The 25216-nt window shown below is 65.0% G+C and carries 12 protein-coding genes; 3 read left to right on the top strand and 9 right to left on the bottom strand.

Features of this window, described 5'->3' with window-relative positions:
* Positions 1-202 precede the first annotated feature (202 nt).
* Positions 203-8935: a type I polyketide synthase gene (locus H156_RS0114125; RefSeq protein ID WP_017365822.1), complete on the bottom strand. Its 8733-nt coding sequence runs from the start codon at positions 8933-8935 to the stop codon at positions 203-205.
* 246 nt (positions 8936-9181) lie between these two features.
* Positions 9182-12280 (bottom strand): efflux RND transporter permease subunit, encoded by a 3099-nt coding sequence (locus H156_RS0114120; protein ID WP_017365823.1) that lies wholly within the window; start codon positions 12278-12280, stop codon positions 9182-9184.
* A gap of 210 nt (positions 12281-12490) precedes the next feature.
* Between H156_RS0114120 and H156_RS0114115 the strand changes: the two genes are divergently transcribed.
* Positions 12491-13084, top strand: coding sequence for a UbiX family flavin prenyltransferase (locus H156_RS0114115; protein ID WP_010960523.1), 594 nt, complete (start codon positions 12491-12493; stop codon positions 13082-13084).
* Between the two features lie 6 nt (positions 13085-13090).
* Here H156_RS0114115 and H156_RS16220 read toward each other — a convergent pair whose 3' ends face one another.
* The 7 genes from H156_RS16220 to pgi all read right to left on the bottom strand — a co-directional run bounded on the left by H156_RS16220 (position 13091) and on the right by pgi (position 23055).
* Entirely contained in the window at positions 13091-13450 is a 360-nt protein-coding gene (locus tag H156_RS16220; protein WP_017365824.1) for a VOC family protein, read from the bottom strand.
* The gene (locus H156_RS0114105; RefSeq protein WP_026597628.1) at positions 13447-14469 is read right to left on the bottom strand and encodes a quinone-dependent dihydroorotate dehydrogenase; all 1023 of its coding nucleotides are present in this window, start codon (positions 14467-14469) and stop codon (positions 13447-13449) included. The genes H156_RS16220 and H156_RS0114105 overlap by 4 nt, the downstream gene beginning before the upstream one ends.
* Positions 14466-15176, bottom strand: a complete 711-nt coding sequence (locus H156_RS0114100; protein WP_017365826.1) for a (5-formylfuran-3-yl)methyl phosphate synthase — start codon at positions 15174-15176, stop codon at positions 14466-14468. The genes H156_RS0114105 and H156_RS0114100 overlap by 4 nt, the downstream gene beginning before the upstream one ends.
* Positions 15173-15763, bottom strand: coding sequence for a DUF447 domain-containing protein (locus H156_RS0114095; RefSeq protein WP_017365827.1), 591 nt, complete (start codon positions 15761-15763; stop codon positions 15173-15175). The genes H156_RS0114100 and H156_RS0114095 overlap by 4 nt, the downstream gene beginning before the upstream one ends.
* A gap of 3 nt (positions 15764-15766) precedes the next feature.
* Complete coding sequence (locus tag H156_RS0114090) at positions 15767-17164, bottom strand: DUF6513 domain-containing protein (RefSeq protein WP_017365828.1); 1398 nt, start codon at positions 17162-17164, stop codon at positions 15767-15769.
* A gap of 81 nt (positions 17165-17245) precedes the next feature.
* Positions 17246-21382 (bottom strand): EAL domain-containing protein, encoded by a 4137-nt coding sequence (locus H156_RS16215; protein WP_161625749.1) that lies wholly within the window; start codon positions 21380-21382, stop codon positions 17246-17248.
* A gap of 32 nt (positions 21383-21414) precedes the next feature.
* Positions 21415-23055 (bottom strand): glucose-6-phosphate isomerase, encoded by a 1641-nt coding sequence (gene pgi, locus H156_RS0114080; protein WP_017365829.1) that lies wholly within the window; start codon positions 23053-23055, stop codon positions 21415-21417.
* Positions 23056-23195: 140 nt separating this feature from the next.
* Between pgi and argH the strand changes: the two genes are divergently transcribed.
* Positions 23196-24593, top strand: a complete 1398-nt coding sequence (gene argH, locus H156_RS0114075; protein WP_017365830.1) for an argininosuccinate lyase — start codon at positions 23196-23198, stop codon at positions 24591-24593.
* Positions 24593-25216 carry a histidine phosphatase family protein gene (locus tag H156_RS0114070; RefSeq protein ID WP_010960532.1) on the top strand — a complete coding sequence of 208 codons (624 nt, stop codon included), beginning with the start codon at positions 24593-24595 and terminating at the stop codon, positions 25214-25216. Before argH ends, H156_RS0114070 begins: the two co-directional genes overlap by 1 nt.

Genomic DNA, 25216 nt, shown 5'->3' with positions numbered 1-25216 from the left:
GCCTTCGCCGGGGGAGTCCGCCACCGTTCGGTCCATCTTCGGTGTCGGGACGAACTTCCTGGATTTTGAGGCGGCCTTGCGTATCGTAGCCATGGGGAATGGACGCTCCGGATGCCAACCATTGTACCCATTCGCCATAGCCCTCGTTTCCGCCCTCTCCCGGGAGGAAAGGGCGGGCGAGGTATTTCAAGCGAGGTTTCCGTCAAGCAGCCGATCTGCTCTTCATCGCCAGTATCTCTTTCCTGACCTTGCCGAGCAAATGGTCACGCAGAGCCGCTGGCAGGTCAGCAATGCTGCCGGCTTCCGCCGTCGCCCTCCAGGCCGCTACATGCGTGCCGGTGGCAAGTTTTTCCAGTCGGCCGCCGGGCATGAGCCGGAAAAAGTCGAATGCCAGTACGACTCCTTTTTGGTGGATCCCTGCCAAATACATACGGGCTTTGATGGTATCGAACGGCATTGCGTCCCGGAGGTGCCGGACTTCGGTGAAGATGCACCGGAAGCCTCCTTGCGCTTCGCCGATCCGATAGGCATCGGGAACGATACCGTAAAAATAGCCATCCCGGAGTACCCCTTGCAACTCATAGTACTTCGAATAGTAGATATTGCCCACCAAATTCGCGTCATTCGGCGAGGTGACGACATTCTGCTCGGACAGCACCATGCCGGCGACGGGCCCCGGTTTTTCGCGCCACAAGGCGGCGCCGATGCGGTCCAGTGCAGGGACATGGCTGGGTTGGTCATGTTGTTCGAACCCGTCTGCCGTGGATCCGAGCTCTCGGAAGAAGCCGTCGAGATACGGCGGATACGGTTCGGGCGTGACCACCCCGTGGGAGACGACCCTGGCCCAGGTCATCTGGATCTGGCTGGTTGCCACGCGCTCCTGCGTCCCCTCAGGCAGGACCCGGTGCCATTCGAATCCGACGGTGACCGTCGAATCCCCGGGGCCATTGCGGCCAAGGAAGCGGCATGATACCTCCATGACCTCCCCCGCATGTACCGGCCTTTCGATGGATGCCCAGGAACGGTTGGTGACCCAGGCATGCTCGCCCGATGTGAATTCGTCGGTGAGCCGGGCTAAAACGGGTCTTAGTGCCATTTCCCTGAGCCGTCCCATCCACTCGAAGAAGCGGGAGAAATAAAGCGTACCGTCGGCGTTGGCGCCATCTTTGAAGGCTAAAGGAAAACGGAACGCGATATGGTGGTCGCAATCCGGGTCGGCGATATGGGTTTCAACCCGGAGAAAATCGGAGGGGTTTCCGCCCGCTGCCAGCCAACGAGTCCAAGATCCATCGCGTCCAGCTACGGTCTCGGGTTGAATCACTGCCGCAACGTCCCGGCCCGGCCCGACCTCCGCCGTCTCCGGTGAGCTATCGTCACGCTGTTCTCGATCAAGCGTATCCTTGCCGTTCAGATTCGATCCGCCGTTTACGACCATGGCGACCATGCAACGCTTCCGTCCGGCGACCATTGTCGGGAAGCTCATGACCCGCACCCGGACCTCTTCCCAGGTGGCGCGGAACAGGACGGTATCGGCATGTCGGGCCTCGATGTCCAGCGTGATGTCGCGGGTATCGAGAGCCTTCATAGCCGCCTCCAGTGCAGACCAAATCCGCGTTCCAGCCTCATCCAGTGTGTCCCCTTCACGTTCCAAGTGGTCGACGAGTGCAAACAGCCCAGCGTTCAGCATTGCACGCCATTGATCCCGGCTGCGCTGGATCGGGCTCACCAGATCGCAGCCTTGGAGCCCCATGCCGGCAACGCAAAGCAGAACCTCATCGTCATGGCTCAGCGATACTTCCAGCGGTGCGAAAGCCGCTTCCGGTTCCAAGAGTCCGCCCGCCGCAGCCGTTCCCGACCGGCTGTGCGAGCGGTACAGCACCGGTTTGCCGGTTTCCAGCCAGCATACCTCGAGGTGCGACGTATCGACGGCGAAGCGGATCCCTGCCTCACGTACCGCAGCGTGAAAGACCGGACGGCATATGACGCGCCTTCTGTCGCGCTTGCTGGCATGGAGATGGGGAATGTGGCGGACGATCACGGATGGAGCCAAAAGACCGAATTCACGGGCCCTTTGGTCCGCTTCGCCCTGCAGCGCCGGGTCGTCCGACAGGTTCGCCCGCGCCAGCAGTTGGGCCGGGGTCGGCAGATCGGCGCGCCGATCCAGCCTCTGCACTTCATAGCCAGTGATGCGCTCGATGACCCGGTTCTGGCCGTCGAACACCGTGACTTCTCCCAGTATCCGGCTGCCGTTGCGTCCGACGACCTTGGCTTCGGCCCGATAGCTCGTGCCGGGCGCATCGCCGCCATAGAGGTCGATGCGTCCGATACGGACCGGCAGGCAGATCTCCGGTGTCAGTGATATCTGGGCGGCCTGTAGCAAAGTGTCGCGGTAGAACGGATCGCCCAGCACCAAGGGAGCCCGCACCGTGTCCGAGAATCCCTCGGGGGCACGTACGGTTTCGGCCCGCGCTTCGGTCACGAACACGACATGGCTGTCGTCCAACGATTCCACGCCGCTGATACGCTGGAACAGCGGCCCCTGGAACAGCACGCTGCCATAGAGATCGACCTTCGGAACGATGCCCAGCAGCTGGCGCGGCGGCAGAGCGGTCTCTCCCGCCTCAGCGTCTCGCCGCCGCCCCAGCACGAAGCGGGCGGCGAAATGCGCCGGTTCCATGCCGGTCTGTTCGGCATGGACCGATGCTTCCACCACGATCGGCTCCGACACCGCCGTGCGTTCCAGCGCCAGTGCCCGGATCTCGATGCGTTGCGGCCTTTCCGGATTCACCACGATCGGTCGTTCCAGGCGGATGTCCTCGATGCGTACCACTTCCGCCCCGGCTTCACCCGCGACCCGCAGCGCCGCCTGGGCCATGGCTTCGAGCCCCATGACCGTAGGCAGGAGCAGGGAGCCGCGGTAGTCGTGGTCGGTGAGATAGAGATCGTGCCGGGTGTCGAGGCTGACCTGGGTGATGAGTTCTATCCCTGGCTCGAAGCGTTGCACTTCGCCGAGGAAGCGGCCGGCCGGGGGGGATACCTCGGTCACCGGAGGACGGACCCAGGTGGCGAGACCGTCGGCGCTGGCGGCCACGATCACTTCCCGCGTCGGCGGCGCCGTGCGCATCCAGCGTAGGAACTGGCGCACGCCCTCGGCGACCGGAATCGCGTCGATGCCCAACTGGCCCAGATGGCGGACGCTACCGAGTTTCACGCCCATGCCGACTTCGTCCCATACGCTGAACGCGTGGCAGACCACCGCCGTTTCCGGGTGCGCCTGCGCGAATCCGTCCAGCAGCCGCGCCACCGCCTCGTTCGAATAGGCATACCAGACATTGTTCATCATGCCGGTGACGCCGATGATCGACGTCAGTGCCGCGAACAGTTTGGGCGGACGGTTCCCGAACAGGGCCAGCAGGTTCTCGGCGCCTTTCAGCTTGGGTGCGATTTCGCGTCGGGCCTGTTCGGCCGACACCTCGGTCACCGGCCGCGGGGTGTTGGTCCCGGCGCCGTGTATCACCCCGGTCACCGGCCCCATTTCGCTGTGGATGGTGGTGATCGCCCGTTCCATCGCCTGGAGGTCGGCGACGTCGGCGGCGTAGTAGCGGCAGTCGACACCCGCTTCGGCGAAGCGCCGGAGGGTCGCCGCGAGTTCACCGGATTCGCCCGGCTGCGGTGCCGGCGAGCGTCCGATGAGGGCGAGCCGGACACCGGTCTCGAGGGCGAAAGCCAGGGCGCATTCGGCGGTGATGCCCTTGCCGCCGCCAGTGACCAGCACTACATCTTCGGCCGACCATTCGATCGAGCGCGGGGTGCAGTCTTCGGGTTCGATCCGCTCGATGCAGCGGCTCCAGCGCTTGCCCTCGCCATCGTATTCCACCGCCTTGTAGCCGGGCTGGCCGGACAGTTCCGCCGCCACCCGGTCCGCGACGAAATCCGCGGTCAGAGCCGGGTCGAAATCGATCACGCCGACTTCGAGTTCCGGCCGTTCCAGCGAAAGGCTGGCGGCGAACGACCAGGCGCTGACCGTTCGCCCACCCGGCAGCCCCCTTCGGCCGCTGCGCTGGAGGAAGAAGATGCCGTTCAGGTTCCGCCAGAGGGCGGGAGTCTGTCGGGCGAGTCTGTGAACGACGGCCAGTTCGTCGACCCCGGCGTCGGCGACCGAACCGGCGCGCGGCGCATCGTCATCCGACAGTACGATCACCAGCCGTTGCGTGTCTTCAGGGAGCTGGGCCCGTTCCAGATCGCCTGCGTTCACCGTCCGGGCCGCAAGGCGTCGCCCCAGATGCTCTGCAAACGGGGCGCCGGCGAGGGGGAGCACGACCAGACATTCGCCGGCCGGTGGTTCCGGTGCGTCACAAGGCGAAACGAGCGGGGCGGCCACTCTCGACTGGCGGAATGCCCGGACCCAGTGCAGGCGTCTGGCGGGTGCCTTGGCGATTGCCGCAGCCGGCTTGGAACGGGCGGCCTCTCCGCCGGTCGCCGTCTGGAGCGCCGCGGCGATTTCTTCCAGGGTCGCGTTGGCCAGCGACGCGGCGTCGATCCGGTCCTGGGTGCCCGTGGCCAGGATCAAATCGCCCAGCAGCGCGCCTGCTTTGATCGAGTCGATGTTGAGGTCATCCAGTAGTCGCTGGTCCGGTGCCAGGCAGTCGCGGCTGAACCCGGTGCGCTCGGCAACCAGGTCGAGCACCAGGTCCATCGCCGGGACCGGCTGGAGAGAGGCCACGGGAGGTGTCGGCGCGGCGGCGTCGAAAGCGGCGATGACGCTACCGACGGTGTCGGCGTGCAGGTGCATCGGATCGATCGTTCCCTGCACCCCCAGGCGGATGGCGGCATCGCCGAGCAAGGTGCCGATCTTGATCGAGTCCAGGTTCAGGTCATCGATCAGGCGGGCCTCGTCCTTCAACGTGTCGATCGCGAAGCCGGTACGTTCGGCCAGCAGCGCCAACACCACGTCGCGCGCCGAGGCGGACGTCGTGCCTGCGGATGCCGGAGCGGCGGCCGCCGGTTCAGGCCGGTGCTCGATGATGGCGGGCCGGACGTCGGCGAAGAATTCGCCCTTGAGGTTCTGCGAAATGGACCGCATGCGATCGAGTAACGGACGGTTGGCGAGCAGGGCTCCGATTCTCAGGCCCAGCTCGGTCAGGTAGTCCCGGTTGCCCGGAAACCGGCGGTTGATCAGCAGCAGCACGCCCAGGGGCAGATGCTGCATGGTGAGGACGGGTACGCAGTCCACCGCGCGCGTTCTGACGCCGGCCAGTCGGTCGAGCGTGGGCTCGAAACGGGGGTCGGCGTGGGCATTGGCCAGATGCAGTGAGCGCCGGGTGGTGAAAACTTCCCCAGGAATGCCGCGCTCCGCGCTCAGGCCCAGCTTTTCGGCCGCAGCGCCGAAGGCGGGATAGAGCATGGCGGTATCACGATCGTGCAGCAGGAGCGCGCCGTATTCGGCCCCGAGGCTGTCCTTGGCCGATTCCACCAGGTTGCCGATGATCGCCTCCGGGTGTGGGTCCACCGTTTCCCCAGCTACCACACGGTGCAGCATCGTCTCGATGCCATCCAGCTCACGGGCGCGTTCGGCCAGGTAGGCCTGGATCAGGCCGGGTGCGGCGATCGCTGCGAGTTCCGCCAGAATTTCCGCGTCCATGGGCGTGAAAGGCTCCCCCGGTCGTCGGGCGACGCGAACCAGCCCGAGCGGGTGGCCGGCACCGCTGGGGAATGGCACGTACAGCGCGGTCCAGGAAGGCGGGACGCCAAGGGTCTCGAGCTCGGCCTGGACGCGGGGATCTTCCCCGAGGATTTCGATGGCCTCCGGCGCCCCGGAACGGAGCACGTCGGCGAAGATGCCGTCGGCGGCGCTCAGCCGGTTGGCGAACATGTCGAAAGGCAGGACCACCCGCAAGGACTGCTCGCTCTGCTCGAACAACAACACGGTGGCGTGATCGGCATGAACGGCATCACGGAAGGCCGCCGTCAGCGTCTCCGACAGCTGGGCCAGATCGGAGGCCGTTCGTTCGCCGGTCCGGCGCAGCGCGCCGTCTCTGAGGACGGTCCGGTTGCCGTCGACCATGGGGACGGCACTGAGTTCACGTTCGCACGGGGCGACATAGAACTTGCGTGCGGAGGCGGGCACGAAGGGCCGGACCAGCCGGTTTTCGTACAAGCGTTCCCAGCGCAGGGCGAGCCCGCGGACATGGGCTTCGGCTACCACTGCATTGAAATCGGCGTCGCGTCCTGGCCTTCCTTCGACCGGCAGGCAGGGGCGCACGCGGCCGTTGCCATGGCTTTGCGCCAGTCCGGACAGTACCCGACCGGGGCCGACTTCCACCAGCCAGTCGCAATGTTCCGACATCGCTTCCAGCAGACGGGTGAAATTCACCGGCGATACGATCTGGCGGGACAGGTGGGCGCGCAGATCCACGCCGGAGGCGATTTCGCTGCCGTCGATGCTGGAGAACACCCGGACGATCAGCTCACCGGCGCGCTCGGGGACGTCCGCGTTGCGTCGGAAGTCTTCCGCCGCGCTTTCGACCAGCCTCGAATGGAAGGCATTGGATACCGGCAGCAGGCTGGCGCGGATGCCGTCGGCATTCGCCAGCTCGACGGCACGGGCAACCGCCGCCCGCTCACCCGAAATGACGGTCTGCGACGGTGAGTTGATGTTGGCGATCGCGCAATAGCCGTGGTCTTCGCGGGCCAGGATCGCCTCGGTGGTCGCGGCGTCGCAGGCCAGCACGCCCATCGCGCCCGCCTCGCCTTCCGGAGCCGCCATGACGAGCCCCCGTAGCGTGGCCAAACGGATGAGCGTGGATGCGTCGTACGCGCCGGCCGCGGCCAGCGCAGTGAGTTCGCCCAGACTGTGTCCGCCCACCACGGAAGGAAGGATGCCGAGCGATTCCAGCCGCTGTTGCCACAGCAGGGAGGCGGTGCAGATCGCAGGCTGGGCATTTTCGGTGGCGGTCAGCGCAGCCATCCAGGCCGGTTCAAGCTTTTTCGCCGGATCACGCTCAGTGGAGCGGAGGTACAGCCGACTCAAGCGGCCGTCCGGGTCCTCCAGACGCAAGGTCGCGGCTTCGGCATCCGAGCGTGTGACGGTGTCCCGCGCCCATTCGAAACGCTCGACCAGACTGCGGCCCATCCCGATCTGCTGGGAGCCCTGGCCCGGAAACAGGAACCCGACTCGCTGCGGCGAGATGGCATGTCCGATCCAGACCTGATCCCCTTGCCACAGGCTGGTCACTGCCGGGGTTTCTTGCTCCAGCTGCCGCTCCAGCAGTTCGAGCCGGGATTCGAGCTCCTCGACCGAACCGGCGACCACAGCCGCCCGCCAGGGATGGTCGCCGGCGAGAGTCGCTGCCCGGGCGGCCGCATCCACCAACTCCCCGACCGCCATTCCCTCGATCTGCCGGCGGAATTCACACACGGCCTGACGCAGCGAGTGCGGATCAGCGGCCGAGAAGGGGAAAACTTCCGTGTGCTGACGGCTGGCCAGCAGCACCCGCTCCGGCAAGGAAGGTTCGAGTTCCGGGGACGGCGGGTCACCGCTTTCCAGCGTGACGTGGCAGTTGATCCCGCCGAACCCCATGGCAGACACGCCGGCGCGCAGGCACTCGTTGGGCTCCCTGAGCTGTCCGTCCAGCACCGGGTAAAGCCCGCGCGCCGATTCCGCGAAGCTGGGGTGCGGCTCGGTACAGCCGGCGGTGGGTGGCACCACACGCCGGTTGACCGCCAGGACCGCCTTGATGAATCCGCCGATGCCGGCCGCCGCTTTGGTGTGACCGACGATCGACTTGAACGAGGTCATGCCGACCGAATGGTCCTCGACCGCTCCGTATGCGGCCAGTGCGCCGGCCACGCCTTCGAGCTCGGTACGATCGCCGACGGCGGTGCCGGTGCCGTGACCTTCCACGAATGCCAGCGTCTGTGGGGCATAACCCGCGGCCCGGTAGGCGCGCAGCAGCGCCAGGCTCTGGCCCTTCGCGCTGGGCGCGGTGATGCCGCCGCGGCCGTCGGATGACACGCCCCAGCCGCGCAATACCGCATAGACCGTGTCGCCGTCCCGGCGGGCGTCCTCCAGCCGTTTCAGCACTACCATGCCGCAGCCCTCGCCGGGAATGAATCCCTTGCCGCGCCTGTCGTAGACCCGCATTTCATCGCGGGTGAGGGCGGTGGCTTTGGCGAAGCCGATCAGTTCGAGCGTGTCGAGGCTCACGTCGACGCCGCCGGCGATCGCCAGGTCCATTTTGCCCTGCTGCAGGTAATCGGCGGCGGTGGCCACCGCCAGCAGCGAGGATGAGCAGGCGCCGTCGACGATGTAACCGCCGCCGTGCCAGTCGAGGTAATTGCAGATGCGGCCGGCGATGGTATTGGCCAGGCCGCCGGCCAGCGTGTCTTCGCTGGCCGCCGGGAACACCGATTTGTAGACGTCTTCCATCGCGGTTTCGAATTCCTGCATCAGGTCTTCGGAGAGTCCGCGCGCCTGCGCCGTTTTTCGCAGCACCTTGCGGACGAAAGGCCAGCGCAGGCGCATCGTGCCGGCGCGGGTCTCCTCGCCCGTCAGGGTGTTGCCGATGATCGCGCCGGCGGTGTCCTTCGGAAGGGCGTCGGGGCGGACGCGGGCATGGTTCAGCGCCTCCAGGGCCGTGGCTAGGGAAAGCCAATGGACGATATCCGTGGCCTCGAACGTCGATTTGGGGATGCGATAAGTGCCGGGGTCGAACTCGAAGCCGTCAAGGACGGCGGCTTTGCGTCCATAGGTCTTGTCGGGCGCTGCGGGGTCGGGGTCGTAATAGTCGGTGAGCGGCAATCGCACGTTGGGTATTTCGCGGAACTGTTGCCGGCGGCTGAGTATGTTTTCCCACAGTTGCAACAGGTTTCCGGCGCCGGGGTAGCGACAGGCCATACCGATGACGGCGATCGGCTGAACGGTTTCGGTACGCATAGGGCATTTTCCTCCTAGAAAAATAACTGCCCAGGATTCGGGCAATGGGAATGACGCTGCCAGAGGGCGGAACGTCGGGACGTGAATGCAGCGAAGAATGGCTGCCTCGAAATTCAACGTACCAAGAATGAGGAGGAATTCAAGGGCATACGGCATAGGAGCCGGCAGCCCCTGGACAAAGGGGGATTCGGAGAAACAAGAAGAGTTACAAAATGCTACCGGAGCCCTCCGAAATTCTGGCAGGGGTCAGGACGAGGCGCGATCGTCGAACCACCGGTACAGGGTCGGCAATACCACCAAGGTCAGCAGCGTCGAGGTGATGAGGCCGCCGATCACGACGATGGCCAGCGGCCGCTGGACTTCCGAACCGGGGCCGGTGGCGAACAGGAACGGCACCAGGCCCAGCATGGCGACGGTGGCGGTCATCATGACCGGCCGGAAACGCTGCTTGCAGCCTTCGACTATGGCGGCTTCGCGATCGAGGCCGGTTTCGCGCAGACTCCGTATGTAGGAGACCAGGACGACGCCATTCAGCACCGCGATACCCCAGAGCGTGATGAAGCCGACCGAAGCGGGCACCGACAGATATTCGCCAGAGGCGAACAGGGAAAAAATCCCACCCATGGAGGCGAAGGGGAGGACCAGAATGATGAGGCTGGCGAATCGCAGCGAATCGAACAGCAGGAACAGCAGGAAAAAGATCGCCGCGATGGTGACCGGAACGATGACGAGCAGGCGATTCATGGCGCGCTCCAGGTTCTCGAACTGGCCGCCCCACTCGAGGTAATAACCCTCGGGCAGCTTGACCTTTTCGCCGACGGCCTTTTGCAGTTCGGCCACGAAACCACCCAGGTCGCGGCCGCGCACGTTGGCGCCGATCACCAGGCGGCGCTTGGCCATTTCCCGGCTGATCTGGGCCGGGCCATCGGTCAGCCGGATTTCGGCCAGGTGTTCCAGCGGCACCAGCGCACCATGATGGGAGCGCAGCAGGATCTTACCGATGGCTTCCACACTGTCTCGGAAGTCGGCGGGGAATCGCACCACCGCCGGGAAGCGTCGCTCACCTTCGTAGATCTGGGTTGCCTCGCGCCCGCCGATCGCGGTTTCGATGATGTCGTTGATGTCCTGCACGTTGATTCCGTGGCGGGCGATGGCCCAGCGGTCGATGTCGATGGTGAGGTACTGCTGGCCGCTGACCCGCTCCATCCGGATGTCCGCCGAACCCCGGATCGAGTTGAGCACCCGGATGATTTCCTCGCCCTTGCGTTTCAACGTCTCGAGTTCATCGCCGAAGATCTTGATGGCGATGTCGGACCGCACGCCGGTCACCATCTCGTCGACCCGGTCCGAGATCGGCTGGGCCATCACGACCTGAACGCCCGGCAGCACCTTGAGCTTCTCGGCCAGCGCCTCCATCACGTCGTCCTGGTCCCAGCCGCGCGGCAACTGGTCCACCGGCTTGAGGGTGAGGATGGGGGTGGATTCGTTCTCCGGCTGGGTGTCGGTGGGGTTCTGGCTGCGGCCGAGCTGGGAAACGGCGCGTTCGACGCCCGGGACCTGCATGACCAGCCGCATCGCCTCGGTCTCCATTTCGATCGACTCGTCCAGCGACATGCTGGGGGCCCGGTTGATGCCGGTGACGATCGAACCTTCCTTCATCTCGGGAACGAACGAGGTGCCCAGCAAGGGGAACAGCGCAAGGCTCGAGGCCAGCAGGGCCAGGGCCAGGGCGACCACCGTCCGCGGCCGGCCGAGCGCAACCCGCAGCAGGGCGAGGTAGGGGCGCTTCATCGCCGCGATGATACGGGTGTCGCGCTCGGCCCCGCCTTTGAGCAGGTAGGCGCACAGCACCGGCGAGAGGGTCAGCGATACGATGAGCGAAATGAACAGCGCGATGGCGATGGTGTAGGCCAGCGGGGCGAACAGCTTCCCTTCCAGGCCGGTCATGGTCATCAGCGGCAGGAACACCAGGCAGATGATGCCGACCCCGAACAATACCGGCGTGCCGACCTCGGCGGCGGCGCGCAGCACCACCTGCAGCTTGGTTTCCCCGGAGTCCTTCATTTCGCCCAAGTGGCGGAAGGTGTTTTCCACGACCACCACCGAACCGTCGACCATGATGCCGATGGCAATCGCCAGCCCACCCAGCGACATCAGGTTGGCCGAAATGCCGTAGCGGTTCATGACGATGAAGGTCGCCAGCGGCGTGACCACCAGGGTTGCCACCACGATCAGGCTGGAGCGGACGTCGCCCAGGTAGAGCAGCAGAATGACGACGACCAGCGTGATGCCTTCGACCAGCACCTTGGTCACGGTGTGGACAGCAGCGTCGACCAGCGTGGTGCGGTCGTAGTAAGGCACGATTTTCAGGCCGCCGGGCAGCATGCCCTTGTCGTTGATCTCACGGATCCGTTCCTTCAACTCCGTGACGATGCGCTTGGCGTTGCCGCCGCGGAGCATCATCACGATGCCGCCCACGGCCTCGGTCTGCCCGTTCTTGATGACGGCCCCGTAGCGGACTGCGTGACCGATCTTCACCTCGGCCACGTCGCGGATGAACACGGGCGTGCCGCCGCTTTCCTTGAGCACGATGTTGCGGATGTCCTCGATGCTTTCGATCAGTCCCAGCCCGCGGATGAGGTACTGCTCGGCATAGCGGGGTAGCTTGCCGCCGCCGCTGTTGGCGTTGTTGAGCGCCAGGGCCGTGTAGATGTCCTTGAGCGAGATGCCGTAGTGCCGCAGCCGGTCCGGGTTGGCGAGCACCTGATACTGCCGCTCGAAGCCGCCGATCGAGTTGATTTCCGCGACGCCGGGGACGCCGCGCAACAAGGGGCGGACCACCCAGTCCTGAATGGTCCGGCGCTCGGTCAGCTCCTGCTCGGTCAGGACACGGTCGCCGTCGTCCGGGCGCTCCAGGGTGAACTGGTAGACTTCGCCCAGGCCGGTCGACACCGGCCCCAGTACCGGCGTGATGCCTTCCGGCAACTGGGCGGCCGCTTCGATCAGCCGCTCCAGCACCAATTGGCGGGCGAAGTAGACGTCGGTGTCGTCGCTGAACACCAGGTTGATCTGGGACAGGGCGTTGCGGTTGACCGAGCGCATCTCGGTCAGGCCCGGCAGGCCGGTCATCGCGATTTCCAGCGGCACCGTCACGAAGCGCTCGACCTCCTCGGGCGAGCGCCCCGGCGCCTCCGCCGCGACCTGGACCTGGACGTTGGTCACGTCGGGGAAGGCATCCACCGACAGTTCCTGCATTGCGTCGATCCCGAAGCCCAGCAGGCACAAGCCCAGGATCACCACGACGAGGCGTTGCCGGAGGACCGCGCGGATGAGGGATTCGATCACGGGGGAGCAGTCTGTGGTTGATCGCAGGGTGGCCGATAACTCCTGGAATTCGGCTCCGCTGTTGTTCGAGCATGAAGTCGGCTCGATCCAAGGCGGCTGCGGCAGTTTAGCAAAATCCGGTTTCCCCGCCCGCGCCGCCAACAAAGGGCGGGAATCGGAGATTGGCTCGGGATACAATCGAGATACACACTGATTGGAAGCCAGCCTGTCATGCCACAACCCCAACGCCTCATCGTCGGCATCAGCGGTGCCACGGGAATCATCTATGGTGCGCGGCTGCTGGAGCTGCTGAAGGAGACCGGGATCGAGACGCACCTGGTGGTGTCCCGGGCCGCCGATCTGACCCGGGCGCACGAGCTGGAGCTGAGCGCCGCGGCGCTGCGCGGTCTCGCCAGCGTGAGCTATGGCGCGAACGACGTAGGCGCGGCGCTTTCCAGCGGATCGTTCCGGACCGCCGGTATGGTGATTCTGCCATGTTCCATGCGGACGCTGGCCGAGATCGCCACCGGCGTGACCAGTACCCTGCTGACCCGTGCCGCCGACGTGGTATTGAAGGAGCGGCGGCGGCTGGTGCTGCTGGTGCGTGAGACCCCGCTGCACGCCATCCACCTGCGCAACATGCTCAGCGTGACCGAATGCGGCGCGATCGTCATGCCGCCGGTGCCGGCGTTCTATACCCGGCCGCAGACCATCGACGACATGGTCACCGACACGGTGTGCCGGGTGCTGGATTTGTTCGACATCGACGTCGGCCGGGCCAGACGCTGGGGCGAGGACATCGACACGGGCGCGGCGACGGCTTGAGCCGGCTCAGCCTGCGACCCATTGCAGGTAGCACACGGCGGTGCCGTCCGGATCGCGCAGGCTGAACGTTCGGCTCCCCCAACTCGTCGTAATCGGAGGCGGCGCGTGGATGGCGAGGGCGCGGTGGGCGGCATCCACGTCGGTGACCTCGATCACCAGATGGATTCGGTCGCCGACCGGACCGAGTTCCAAGGCCGCCTTTTCCCGGGCGGCATCCAGGATTTCCAGTTTCAGCCCGTTCAGGTCGAACACACAGCCGCGGCCGTCCGGCCGATCCCATCGCTTCAAGACCGTGAAACCGAGTGCCTTGCCGTAGAAGTCCGTCAAGGCCTCGAATTGTCGAGTCGCAAGTGCAACGTAGCTCATAGTGCGGCGACGGCTCGGCCGATTTCCGCCAACAGGGCTGGGCCGCGGTAGATGAAGCCGGTATAGACTTGCACCAGACTGGCGCCGGCTTCGAATTTCGCCACCGCATCCGCGCCGGAAAAGACGCCGCCGCAGGCGATGATGGGCGCCCGGCCTTGGAGGGCATCGGCCAGCCGGGCGACGACCTCGGTCGAACGCAAGAACAACGGCTTGCCGCTCAGGCCGCCGGCCTCATCGGCGTGCTCCAGTCCCTCCACACCATCCCGCGAAGCCGTGGTATTGGTGGCGATGACCGCGTCCACCCCGTGGCGGACCACAGCGCCGGCCAGCGCCTTGATTTCCTGCGAATCCATGTCCGGCGCGACCTTGAGAGCCAGCGGCACCCGTTTGCCGTGTTGTGCGGTCAGCTCCTCGCGTTCCCCCATCAGACCGTCCAGCAATTCATCGAGCAGGGCGCCGAATTGCAGGCTCCGCAGGCCCGGCGTGTTGGGGGAGGAGACGTTGAGGGTGACGTAGTGGGCATACGGATAGACCGCTTTCAGCCCCTCCCGGTAATCGTCCAGCGCTCGTTCCACCGGAGTCGTCAGGTTCTTGCCGATGTTGATGCCGAGGATGCCGCGGTAGCGGGTTTGCCGGACTCGGGCGATGAGGTGCGCTACGCCCGAGTTGTTGAAGCCCATGCGGTTGACGAGGGCGCCGGCTTCGGGCACACGGAACAGCCGGGGCCTGGGGTTGCCGGGTTGGGGGCGTGGAGTGACCGTCCCGATTTCGAGGAAGCCGAAGCCGAGCGCAGCCAGGCCGTCGATGCAGTCGCCGTTCTTGTCCAGGCCGGCGGCGAGACCGATCGGGTTGGGAAATTCCAGTCCCATGACGGTGCGTGGGCTGGTGGGCAGGGACTGTTTCAACGGATTGGCCGGCCCCAGCTTCGCCGCCAGCCGCAGGGCCGACAGGCTCAGTTCGTGGGCGGTTTCGGGATCCAGCCGGAACAGCAGGGGGCGGAGCAAATTTTCGTAGATCATGACGCCTGCGATGAGAAGGGCCGGGGAGGAGCGGACGGAATCAGCCGTCGCACGTCGGCCAGGGCTTCGGGATCGATTCCGGCGGTACGCCGGGCGCCGTGGCAGAGCGCTCCGCGGAAGCCGAGGTAATCGGGTTCGAGGCTCAGCAGTCCAGGAACATCCTGGCTCCGGAGCGAGCCGGCCAGGCCGCACAACAGACTCTGAGCGCGGGTTTCGCCGACGAAGCGTTCGAGCGCGGCGCGGTCCAGTATCGCGGTCAGGGGGCCCGAGGCCTTGTCCTGGGTGTCCAGCATCGCGCCGGCGAAGCCCGCCTTCTTCAGCCGGGCAATCCAGTCGAAGTCCGGCAGATTGTCTGCGAACAGTACGGCGACCAGGCGCGTGCCGTGGCTGGCCAGCTGCGCCAGGGCCGCGAGGGTGGAGCTCCAGTCGCCGCCGCGGAACATGCCGATCTTGACGTAATCCACGCCGGTGTCGGCCATTTCGCGCACCGCGCGGCAGATCGGGTCCGGTTCCAGCGGCAGGTCGCCGATGGTGGCGCTGACCGGTACCGTGCCCTCCATCTCGGCCACGATCCGGCCTACTTCGTCCGCCGGCAAGGCGCCCAGGCTGCCGTACTCGGGTGCCTTGAGGTCGACGATGTCGACGCCGGCCTCCAGGGCGATGCGCGCCTCGGTCAGGTTGCGGACGCTGGCGAGCATGCCGGTCATTCGATTTCCTCCCTCTGGCGTTGATACGCTTCGATGGCTTCCATCAACCAGCTCCAGGCCTCCAGTTCATGGGGACCGGCGGTTTTGTCCAGGCCGATGCGCAGATAATCCAGCTCCCGCTCGATCTTGCTCCAGGGCAGGAAGTGCAGACGGCTGACCAGGATGGCGGCTTCCAGCACCGCGAACTGGGCGCGGTTGAAGCCGCGGAACGGCGCGTGGTTGGCCTCGTGCACCACGCGGAAGTAGAGGCGCGGCCGTTCCGGATCGTCCTCCCGCCGGACGAGTTCGAGTTCGGCGTGCGCCAGGGCGCCGCCCAGACGCTGGCCGGCGACGCGGTCGGCCGGAACCAGCGGCCAGTCGCGGCGGCCGGTCAGACAGCCGGCGAAGATCCGGACGTCGTCGCTGTAATTCACCACGGCGCAGCCGGATGCCAGGACGTTGTCCAGGGTCCGGGAGGGCCGGAACGGCATGATGAGGTAGTCGGCTCCGCCGCTCTTCGAATCGGTGGCCGGCACGTGGATGCCCATGGGGGCGATGTGCGCGGTTTCTCCGGCGGCGGTCGTGGTCACCAGGGTTTCGCGGATCATGATTCAGTCATCCCTCGGTTTGGCCAGCGTGGTCCCGGCCGGTTTGTAGGCATGCGGGTCTGCCGTCGCTTCCTGGCGATCGACCGCACAGCCCCAGTCCAGGGTTTCGTCCTGGACATAGCGTTTGCCAAGCTGCCAGGCGATCTGGGCGCGGGCCAGTTCCACGCCGAGATAGAAGGCGTGTCCGCCGTCGTGTTCAACGCCCAGGGAGGGATAGAGCTGGAATGGATCGGCGGCGCTGTGGAAGCCGTCCCGGTTGAAGATGTGGATACCGGCGGCGCTGATCTGGATCCGGTAACTGGGGTCGCGGATGGCCTGGGCCAGCTCCCGGATCTCCGCTTCCGAGTAAGGGAAGGGGGCACGTTCATGGAGCGCCATCAGGCCGTCACCCATGTGCTTGGGCAGTGCATTCAGTTCGCGGGCGGCAAACATGATTCGCCGCGCCAGGTCGGCTTCGGCCACGGCCCGCCGCGCATGTTTGCTGACCTGGGTCGTCAGGATGGCGCGGATGCCGAGTTCCGAGCACACCCCCAGCAGCAGGGCGTTGATGCCGGCGGTATCGGCATGGGTCAGTTCGGTGAGGTTGCCGACGCCCATCATGATTTCGACCTCCGGATGGCGGCGGCGGGTTTCGTGGTAGCGCGTCAGGGAATCGGTGAAGCCGAAATGGATGGGGTCGAGGATGGGATCGACCAGGAACGGTTTGCCACGCGATCGCATCCCGGCCACGGCGCGGTCGAGCGAATCCAGATCGCCATGCCGGGCAGGGATGAGGACGGGGATGGAGGCCACCTGGTCGGTGACCCACAGTGAATCTTCGTGCAGGCTGAGCAAGTAATCGGCGCCGGCCGCGCCCCCTCGTACCAGATCCGCAGTTTCCAGCGAGTCCACGCTGACCTGGAACCTTTCCCGTTTCAATGCGGCGATCGCTGCTTCGAGATGGGGAAATGGCGTGGCGGGCAGGCAGCCGAGGTCGATCACGTCCGCCCCGTGTCTGCGGTAGTCGGCGGCCTGGCGGAGGATGCCGTCGACATCCAGGTGGGGGGCATCGACGACTTCGGCGAATATTCTCAGATCGTAGCGGCTGAGATCCGGCTTCCTGGCCGCCCGTCCGAAGAACTCCGGCAGGTCGCGCAGTTCTTCCGGCCCCCGTTCCACCGGCAGTCCCAGGTCCCGGGACAGGGTCTCGAGGTCGCCGCGGCAGCGCCCCGGCACCAGGATGCGGTCGGCGCCAAAGGTGTCTTTCAGCCGCCGGCGGATCATGTCCGCGGTCATCAGCGCGGCCACACTGAGACCGAGTTGGTGCACCGTGTATTCGAATTCCGGCGCCATCTCCTCGAGAATCCGATGCAGCTGCTTCTCGGCCAGCTTGCCGGTGAGGAACAGGATGTGTTCCGCCATGGGTGGGTGCGGGAATGTCCGGGATGGGGCGAGGGGAGGCAAGTATAGCAAAGCCGCCGCGGCTCGCCCCCTGGTCGCGACTCAAGGTTTGAACGGCAGGGGTCGGCGGAGGAAATCCTCGAATTCTCCGGGCGGCAACGGCGGGCTGATCAGATAACCCTGCGCCTGGTCGCAGCCCAGAGTCTTGAAGCAGTCCAACTGCGCCTGGGTTTCTATGCCTTCGACGGTGCAGCTCAGCTCCAGGCTTTTGGCGAGGGAAACGATGGCGCGGGAGATCGAAAGATTGTTGCAATCGTCGGCGCCCCAGGGGACGAATTCGCGCGCCACCTTGAGATGGCTCAAGGGCAGACGGCGCAGATAGCTCAGCGAAGAATAGCCGGTGCCGAAATCGTCCATGGAAAAACTTACGCCGGTACGCTTGAGTTCCAGCAGCGTCCTTACGACCGTATCCACGTCCTGCAAGAGCAACCGCTCCGTCAATTCGAGCTCCAGCAAGGTCGGATCTACAGCGGTTTCGGTGAGAGTGTCGGCGACCAGCCGGACGAAATTCGGCTCGCGGAACTGGCGCGCAGAGATGTTGACGGCTATGCGGACCGGCTTCAGGCCGGACCGTTGCCAGCCGGCGATCGTCTGGCAGACCGTTCGGATGACCCATTTGCCCAACGGGACGATCAGGCCGCTGTCCTCGGCCACCTGGATGAATTCGTCCGCGGGGACCCGTCCCAGTTCGCGGCTGTTCCAGCGTGCCAGCGCTTCGGCGCCGGTGACGGCGCCACTTTGCAGACTCATCTGGGGCTGGAAGGCGAGCTCCAGTTCCCCGTTTTCCAGGGCTTTTCGTAACCGGGTTTCGATCGACAGCAGCCGGTTTGCCCGCCGGTTGAGGTCGGGGGTGAAGAACTCGTAATTGCCGCGGCCTTTCTCCTTGGCCAGGAACATGGCGGCGTCGGCGCTGCGGAGCAGGCCGTCGGCGTCGCGGGAGTCTTCGGGAAACAGGCTGATGCCGCCGCTGAGACTGACGAACAGCTCATGCCGGTCCAGTACCACCGGTGTCTTGACGGCCTCGATGGCCGCCAGGGCGAAGCGCGAGGCATAACCGATGTCGTCGAGGTCTTCCATCAGCACGGCGAATTCGTCGCCGCCGATGCGCGCCAGGGTGTCCCCTGGACCCAGCCGTTCCTCGAGGCGGCGGCTGATCTCCAGGAGGACGCTATCGCCCACCTCGTGGCCCAGGGAGTCGTTGATGAGTTTGAATCGGTCGACGTCGAGAAACAGGAGGCCCAGCCGTTTGCCGCCTGCCAGCGCCTGCGAGACGGCCTGTTCCAGCCGCTGTTGGAACCTGAAGCGGTTGGGTAACTGGGTCAGGGGGTCGTAGTACGCCAGATAATCGAGGTAGTGGCGGCTTTGCCGCAACTGGGCCTCGAAGCTGTTGCGCTCGGTGATGTCGTTGTTGACTTCGACGATGGCGCGTGGCACGCCCTCGGCGTCCCGGTACAGTTCCCAGTGGGTTGCCACGGTTCTTTCCCTGCCTTGCCGGTCGACATGGGTGAGTTCGCCTTTCCAATGGCCGTCGGCCAGCACCTTCTGGCGGATCGTGGCCAAGGGGAGGGGAAACCGGCTGTTCAGCAATTCGTGAGAGGTGCGGCCGAGTGCCTCGTCCCTGGTCCAGCCGTAGAATTTTTCGGCGTAGGTGTTCCAGAACACGATGCGGTCTTCGAGATCACGCGCCAGGACATGGGCGTGCTTCAGCAACTCGGCCTGCTGGCGAAGTTCCGCCGCTTGCGCGATCAGTTCGTGTTCCGCCTGTTTCAGCGAGGTCACTTCGCCGAAGGTGATCACCAGTCCTTCCACGCAGCAGTTGTCCCGCGACCGGTAGGGCAGGATCTTGCGGAGATACCAGGCTCCCTGGTGGTCGAGGATCTCCCGGCTCTTCGGCTCTGCGCCCCTGAGCACGTCTGTTGCGTCGGTGAACAGTTCGTCGTCTTCGAAGTGGTGGACGATATCGGCGAAAGGCCGGCCGATGTCGCTGGGAATGAGGTGCATCAGCCGGTTGCAGGCGGGTGTATAGCGGCGGATGTTGAGGTCGCAGTCGAGGAAGAGTATCGCCAGGTCGGTGCCGACCAGGAGATTATTGAGGTCGTTGGTGGTGGCTTCCAGTTCTCCGACCTTCGCGTCGAGCATGGCGTTGGTGGCGGTGAGTTCGACATTGAGCGACTGCAGTTCTTCCCGCGAGCTTTCCAGCTCTTCGTTGGCCGACTGGAGTTCCTCGTTCATGGCCATGATTTCTTCGTTCGAGGCCCGCAGTTCGTCGTTCACGTGGCGGCTTTTCTCGATGGTTTGCCGCAGGTCCTCGCGGGTCGCCGCCAGTTCCCGCTCGAGCTGCTGCAACAGCCAGCCGTCGTCCCCGGTCCTGGCCGTCGCGGACGCGCCCGGATCGCCCGGCGTTTCTTCCTCCAGCCCGATCAGAAACAGCTCGAAGACCTCGCCGTCGGCGAGGGGAGTGACGGTGATCCGGACCGCTTCCGGCAGCGGGAACGCGTGGTTGGCGCCCGTCGCCACGGCGGCGACCTTTCGTCTCTCCCTGACACACCGGTCCAGCGAGCAGCGCAGCATGGTACGCAACGGCGGCCTGACGAGCCTGAACAGCTCGAGGGTGGGTTCGCCAGCGGGAAGTTCCAGATAGGATTGAACGTTTCCGCTGGTGTAGAGGACTTCATGCCGTGCATTCGCTATGATCAGGGTAGGGGCGTGGCGTTCGAGCAGTTCGCGGAACAGCCTTTCCTGGATTTCGTGCGCCTTGGGATCCGCGGCCAGGATCCGTCCTTCTGCGACGCGCGCCGTGGTCGCCGGGGCAGACAGCGGCAGGCTGGGCCGCACCGCTGCGGCGGCGTCATTGCGCCGGAATATCCGCCAGGGTTGGGAAACTTCGTCGAACAGGCGGGCGGCCTCGCCGAGGCTTTCCGAACTGCCCAGGAACAGGTGGCCGCCGGGGTTGAGAACGAAGTGGAAGATTTCGAGCAGCTTCTCCTGAGTCGTCGCATTCAGGTATATCAGGACGTTGCGGCATACCACCAGGTCGAGCCTGGAAAACGGCGGGTCGCCGATCAGGTTATGGAGCGCGAAGACGATCGATTCCCTGATCTGTTTCGAGATGCGGTACGCTTCGCCCTCCCGGACGAAGTAGCGCTCCAGGCGCGTTTCGGAGACGCCCGCCAGAGCCGCTTCGGAATACAGACCATGGCGGGCGAATTCCAGTGCCTCGGCGTCCACGTCGGTTGCGAAGATCTGCAGGCGCGGCCGTTGTCCGGCGCGCTCGAATCCTTCCGTCAAGAGAATGGCGATCGAATAGGCCTCCTCGCCGGTGGAACAGCCAGCGATCCAGCAGCGGACCGGTCGGTCGGCTCTACCTTCCCCGCAAATGGCCGGGACGACGGTGGTTTCCAGCAGCGCGAAGGCCTCGGCATCGCGAAAGAAGGCGGTGACCCCGATCAACAGATCTTCGGCCAGGCGGTCCAGTTCGTCCTCACTGCTTTCGAGCAGTCTCAGGTAACCGGCCGTGTCTTCGACGCGGGCGATGCCCATGCGGTGTTGGATGCGGCGCCGCAGTGGCGGGACTTTGTAGGCACGGAGATCGGCACCGGAACGGCTACGAACCAGTTCGAGAATCGCCGCCAGGGTTTCTGAGTCGTCTCCCTCCTCTCTGCGCAGCCAGTTTTCGACGGTTTGCGCAATGGTCTCCGCCGCGGATTCCAGCGCGTCCGCGCCGGGCTCGAACGGTGCCACGGCGCATACCAGGCCGCCGGCGCGTTCGATCATGCCCAGGAGCTCGTGTTCCCGGCTCGAGGCGCCGGGGTGGCGCACGACCGCGGTCCGGCCGTGGCGATCCGTCGGGAGACAGTGCAGGAAATGATCGAGCGGATGGCCGGAGGCGGGCGCGTCATCCAGCCTCAGCCGTTCGCTTTCTATGGACAGATATTTTCCCGAAGGAGGGATGTACACATGGGACGGCAGAACGGGAGCGCCGGGTTCGGCGATCGTCACCGCCAGCGGCGCCTCGGCCAGTTTGGCCAACGCTGTGTCGGGAAGAGCGGGGAGGAAGAATGCGGGACGGCGGTCTAGGGAGATCGCCTCGAAAAAAGCTCTTGCCGGTTCGGCTTCATCCCAGGGAAGGACGACCAGGTGGGTCGCGATGAGACCTTCGTCGGCTTTTTCACCATCCATGCTGCCGGCATCCTCCTCCATCGGAAAAAATCTCAGCGCAGCGACTTGAAGTATCGGATCAGGCCGTTGGTGGAAGCATCGTGCGAAGCGACGGGGGCATCGCCGGGGAGTTCGGCCAGAATGGTCTTCGCCAGCTGTTTGCCGAGTTCAACGCCCATCTGGTCGAAGGAGTTGATGTACCAGATCACGCCCTGGGTGAAAATCTTGTGTTCGTACAAGGCGATCAGCATGCCCAGGGTATGGGGGTCGAGCCGACGGTACAGGAAGCTGTTGGTCGGTTTGTTGCCGGGGAAGGTCTTGGCGGCCGCCAGCGCTTCGAGGCGTTCGGCGGGCAGTTCTTCCGAGGCGATCTCCTGCCTGGCCTCATCCGTGGTGCGTCCCCGCATCAACGCTTCGGTTTGAGCCAGGAAATTGGAGATCAGGATGTCGTGGTGTTCGGCCAGAGGGTGATGGCTTTCCGCCGCCGCAAGGAAATCACAGGGCACCAGCATGCTGCCTTGATGGAGCAACTGGTAGAAAGCATGCTGGCCGTTGGTGCCGGGCTGGCCGAAGATGACGGGGCCGGTGGAGTAGTTCACCGGCCGGCCTTCCACGTCGACGGTTTTGCCGTTGCTTTCCATGTCGGCCTGCTGAAGATAGGCTGGCAGATCCTCCAGGTACTGATCATACGGCAGCACGGCATGGCTCTGGGCGCCGAAGAAATTGATGTACCAAATGCCCAGGAGGCCCATCAGCACCGGGATGTTGCGTTCGAACGGGGCGGTGCGGAAATGCTCATCGACGAAATGGGCGCCTTCGAGCAGTTCCTCGAAGCGGTCCATGCCAACGCTCAGTGCGATGGGGAGGCCGATGGCCGACCACAGCGAATAGCGCCCACCTACCCAGTCCCAGAATTCGAACATGTTGCGGGGATCGATGCCGAATTCGGCGACCTTGTTCCGGTTGGTCGAAATAGCGACGAAGTGACGGGCGATGGCGGATTCGTCCGAAATGCGTTCCAGGAACCAGGCGCGGGCCGAACGGCCGTTGGTCATGGTCTCCTGGGTCGTGAAAGTCTTGGAGGCGACGACGAACAGCGTGGTTTCCGGATTCAGCGGCCTGAGGATCTCGACCAGGTCGGATTCGTCGACGTTGGAGACGAAGTGTGCGCGCAGCCGCGGGTCTGCGTAAGGCTGCAGTGCCTTGACCACCATCTTCGGGCCCAGGTCGGACCCGCCGATGCCGATGTTGACCACATCGGTGATGGCCTTGCCGGTCGCGCCGCGCCATTCTCCCGTGCGGACCGACTGAGAGAAGCGGCGCATGCGGTCGAGAACGCGGTTGACCTCCGGCATGACGTCTTTGCCGTCGACCCGAATCGGACGGTTGGAGCGATTGCGCAGGGCGACATGAAGCACCGCACGGTTCTCCGTGACGTTGAGCCGTTCGCCCCGAAACATGGCATCGATCTTTTCACGCAGACCGGCCTCCTCGGCGAGCTGGATCAGCGTCGCGACGGTTTCCCGGGTGATCCGGTTCTTGGAGTAGTCGAACAGCAGATCGCCCAGCTGGACGGAAAAGGCCTCGAAACGCCCCGGATCGTCGGCGAACATGTCGCGCATATGGCGGGGGGCAATGGTCTTGAAGTGTTCGGAAAGAGTCCGCCAGGCGGGAAGGTCGGTCGATTGTGGCATGGTTTCCTTATTATGGTATCAGGCGAGCTCGTGGTTGCCGCTCATGGACATAAATGCTACTACAAGCGGCGGGGATGGGCGAAGCTCCGGCGGCGTTGGGTTTATAATGGGCTGCTTTGAACCTCGCAGTGGAAGATGCAATGAGTATCCAGCAAAAGCTTTGGGGTGGGCGATTCGAGGAGGCGACCGATGCCTTCGTCGAGGCCTTCACTGCATCGGTGGATTTCGACAAGCGGCTGGCTTCCCACGACATCCGGGGTTCGATCGCGCATGCTACGATGCTGGAGCGGCTGGGGCTTCTCACCCGTGAGGAACTGCAGGCGATCGTCAGTGGCCTTGAAGCCATCGGCGCGGAAATCGAGGCCGGCCAGTTTCCGTGGGAGGTGAGCCTGGAAGATGTGCACATGAACATCGAGGCCCGTCTGACCCAGCGGATCGGCGAGGCCGGCAAGAAGCTGCATACCGGGCGTTCCCGCAACGACCAGGTCGCCACCGACGTGCGCCTGTACTTGCGCACCGAGATCGACCGTATCTGCGGAATGATCCTGCGGCTGCAGACCGCGCTGGTGGATCTGGCCGAGCGCGAGGCCGCCACCATCATGCCGGGTTTCACTCATCTCCAGGTGGCGCAGCCGGTCACTTTCGGCCACCACATGATGGCGTGGTACGAAATGCTGTCGCGCGATTACGACCGCCTGCGCGATTGCCGCAAGCGGGTCAACGTCATGCCGCTGGGGGCCGCGGCCCTGGCTGGCTCCAGTTTCCCGCTGGACCGCGATTACACGGCGGCGCTGCTGGACTTCTCCGGGCCGGCGGCGAATTCGCTGGACGCCGTCAGCGATCGCGATTTCGCCATCGAGTTCGCGGCCTGTGCCAGTCTGGTGCTGATGCATCTCTCACGTTTTTCGGAGGAGCTGATCCTCTGGACCTCGGCTCAATTCGGTTTCATCGATCTGCCCGACGCTTTCTGCACCGGCTCCTCGATCATGCCGCAGAAGAAAAACCCCGACGTGCCCGAACTCATCCGCGGCAAGAGCGCACGGGTATTCGGCCATTTATTCGCGCTGCTGACCCTGATGAAGAGCCAGCCGCTCGCCTACAACAAGGACAACCAAGAGGACAAGGAGCCGCTGTTCGATACGGTCGACACCCTGTCCGGCTGCCTTCGCGCCTTTGCCGACATGATGCCGCACGTGCGGCCAAACCGGTCTGCCATGTACGCATCGGCCCGCAAGGGCTATGCGACCGCCACCGACCTGGCCGACTACCTGGTCCGGCGCGGGACGCCCTTCCGCGACGCCCATGAAATCGTGGGCAAGGCCGTCCGCTTGGGGATGGAGAGCAGCCGCGACCTGGCGGATATTCCGCTGGAAGAGCTTCGATCCCTGTCCAGCGTCATCGGGCCGGACGTTTACCAGGTCCTGACGCTGGAGGGTTCGGTGGCGGCGCGTTCGCACCCGGGCGGCACCGCACCGGACTGCGTGAAACGGGCCGTGGCCGAGGCGCGGGTTCGCCTGGCGGCTCTGCAGGGGAGCTGATGGCCGGCGAAAGCTGCAATACCCTGGTTGATCTGATGCGCCACGGCGAGCCGGCCGGCGGCAGCCGCTATCGGGGACAGATCGACGACCCGTTGAGCGCCGTGGGCTGGGAGCAGATGTGGCGAGCGGTGGGGCGGCATTGCCCGTGGGACGTGATCGTCACCTCCCCACTGTTGCGTTGCCAGGCGTTTGCGGAGGCATTCGCCGAACGCCATCGACGACCGCTGGAAATCGAGCCGCGCTTCAAGGAGCTCGGTTTCGGCGCTTGGCAAGGCAAGACCCGGGAAGAAATCACCACTGAATACGATCCCGGCGTGCTGCAGCGCTTTTATCGGGATCCCCTCAACCACCGTCCGGAAAATGCCGAAGGCCTGGGAGATTTCCGCAGCCGCGTCATCTCGGCCTGGAAGGAAATGCTGGAACGGCACCTCGGCAAGCACGTCCTGGTCGTCTGTCATGCCGGCACGATCCGCATGGTGATCGCGCACGTGCTCGACGTGCCGCTCGCCAACCTGTTCCACATCAAGGTGGCCAATGCGGGCATCACCCGCATCGAATGCATCGAACAGGGCGACGAATTCCTGTCGCAACTCGTGTTCCACGGCGGCACGCCGGCCGCCTGA

Source organism: Methylococcus capsulatus str. Texas = ATCC 19069 (genome assembly GCF_000424685.1).
GTDB classification, from domain to species: Bacteria; Pseudomonadota; Gammaproteobacteria; order Methylococcales; family Methylococcaceae; genus Methylococcus; species Methylococcus capsulatus.
The sequence above is the reverse complement of the archived record's forward strand: the minus strand, read 5'-3'. Positions and strand labels throughout refer to the sequence as shown.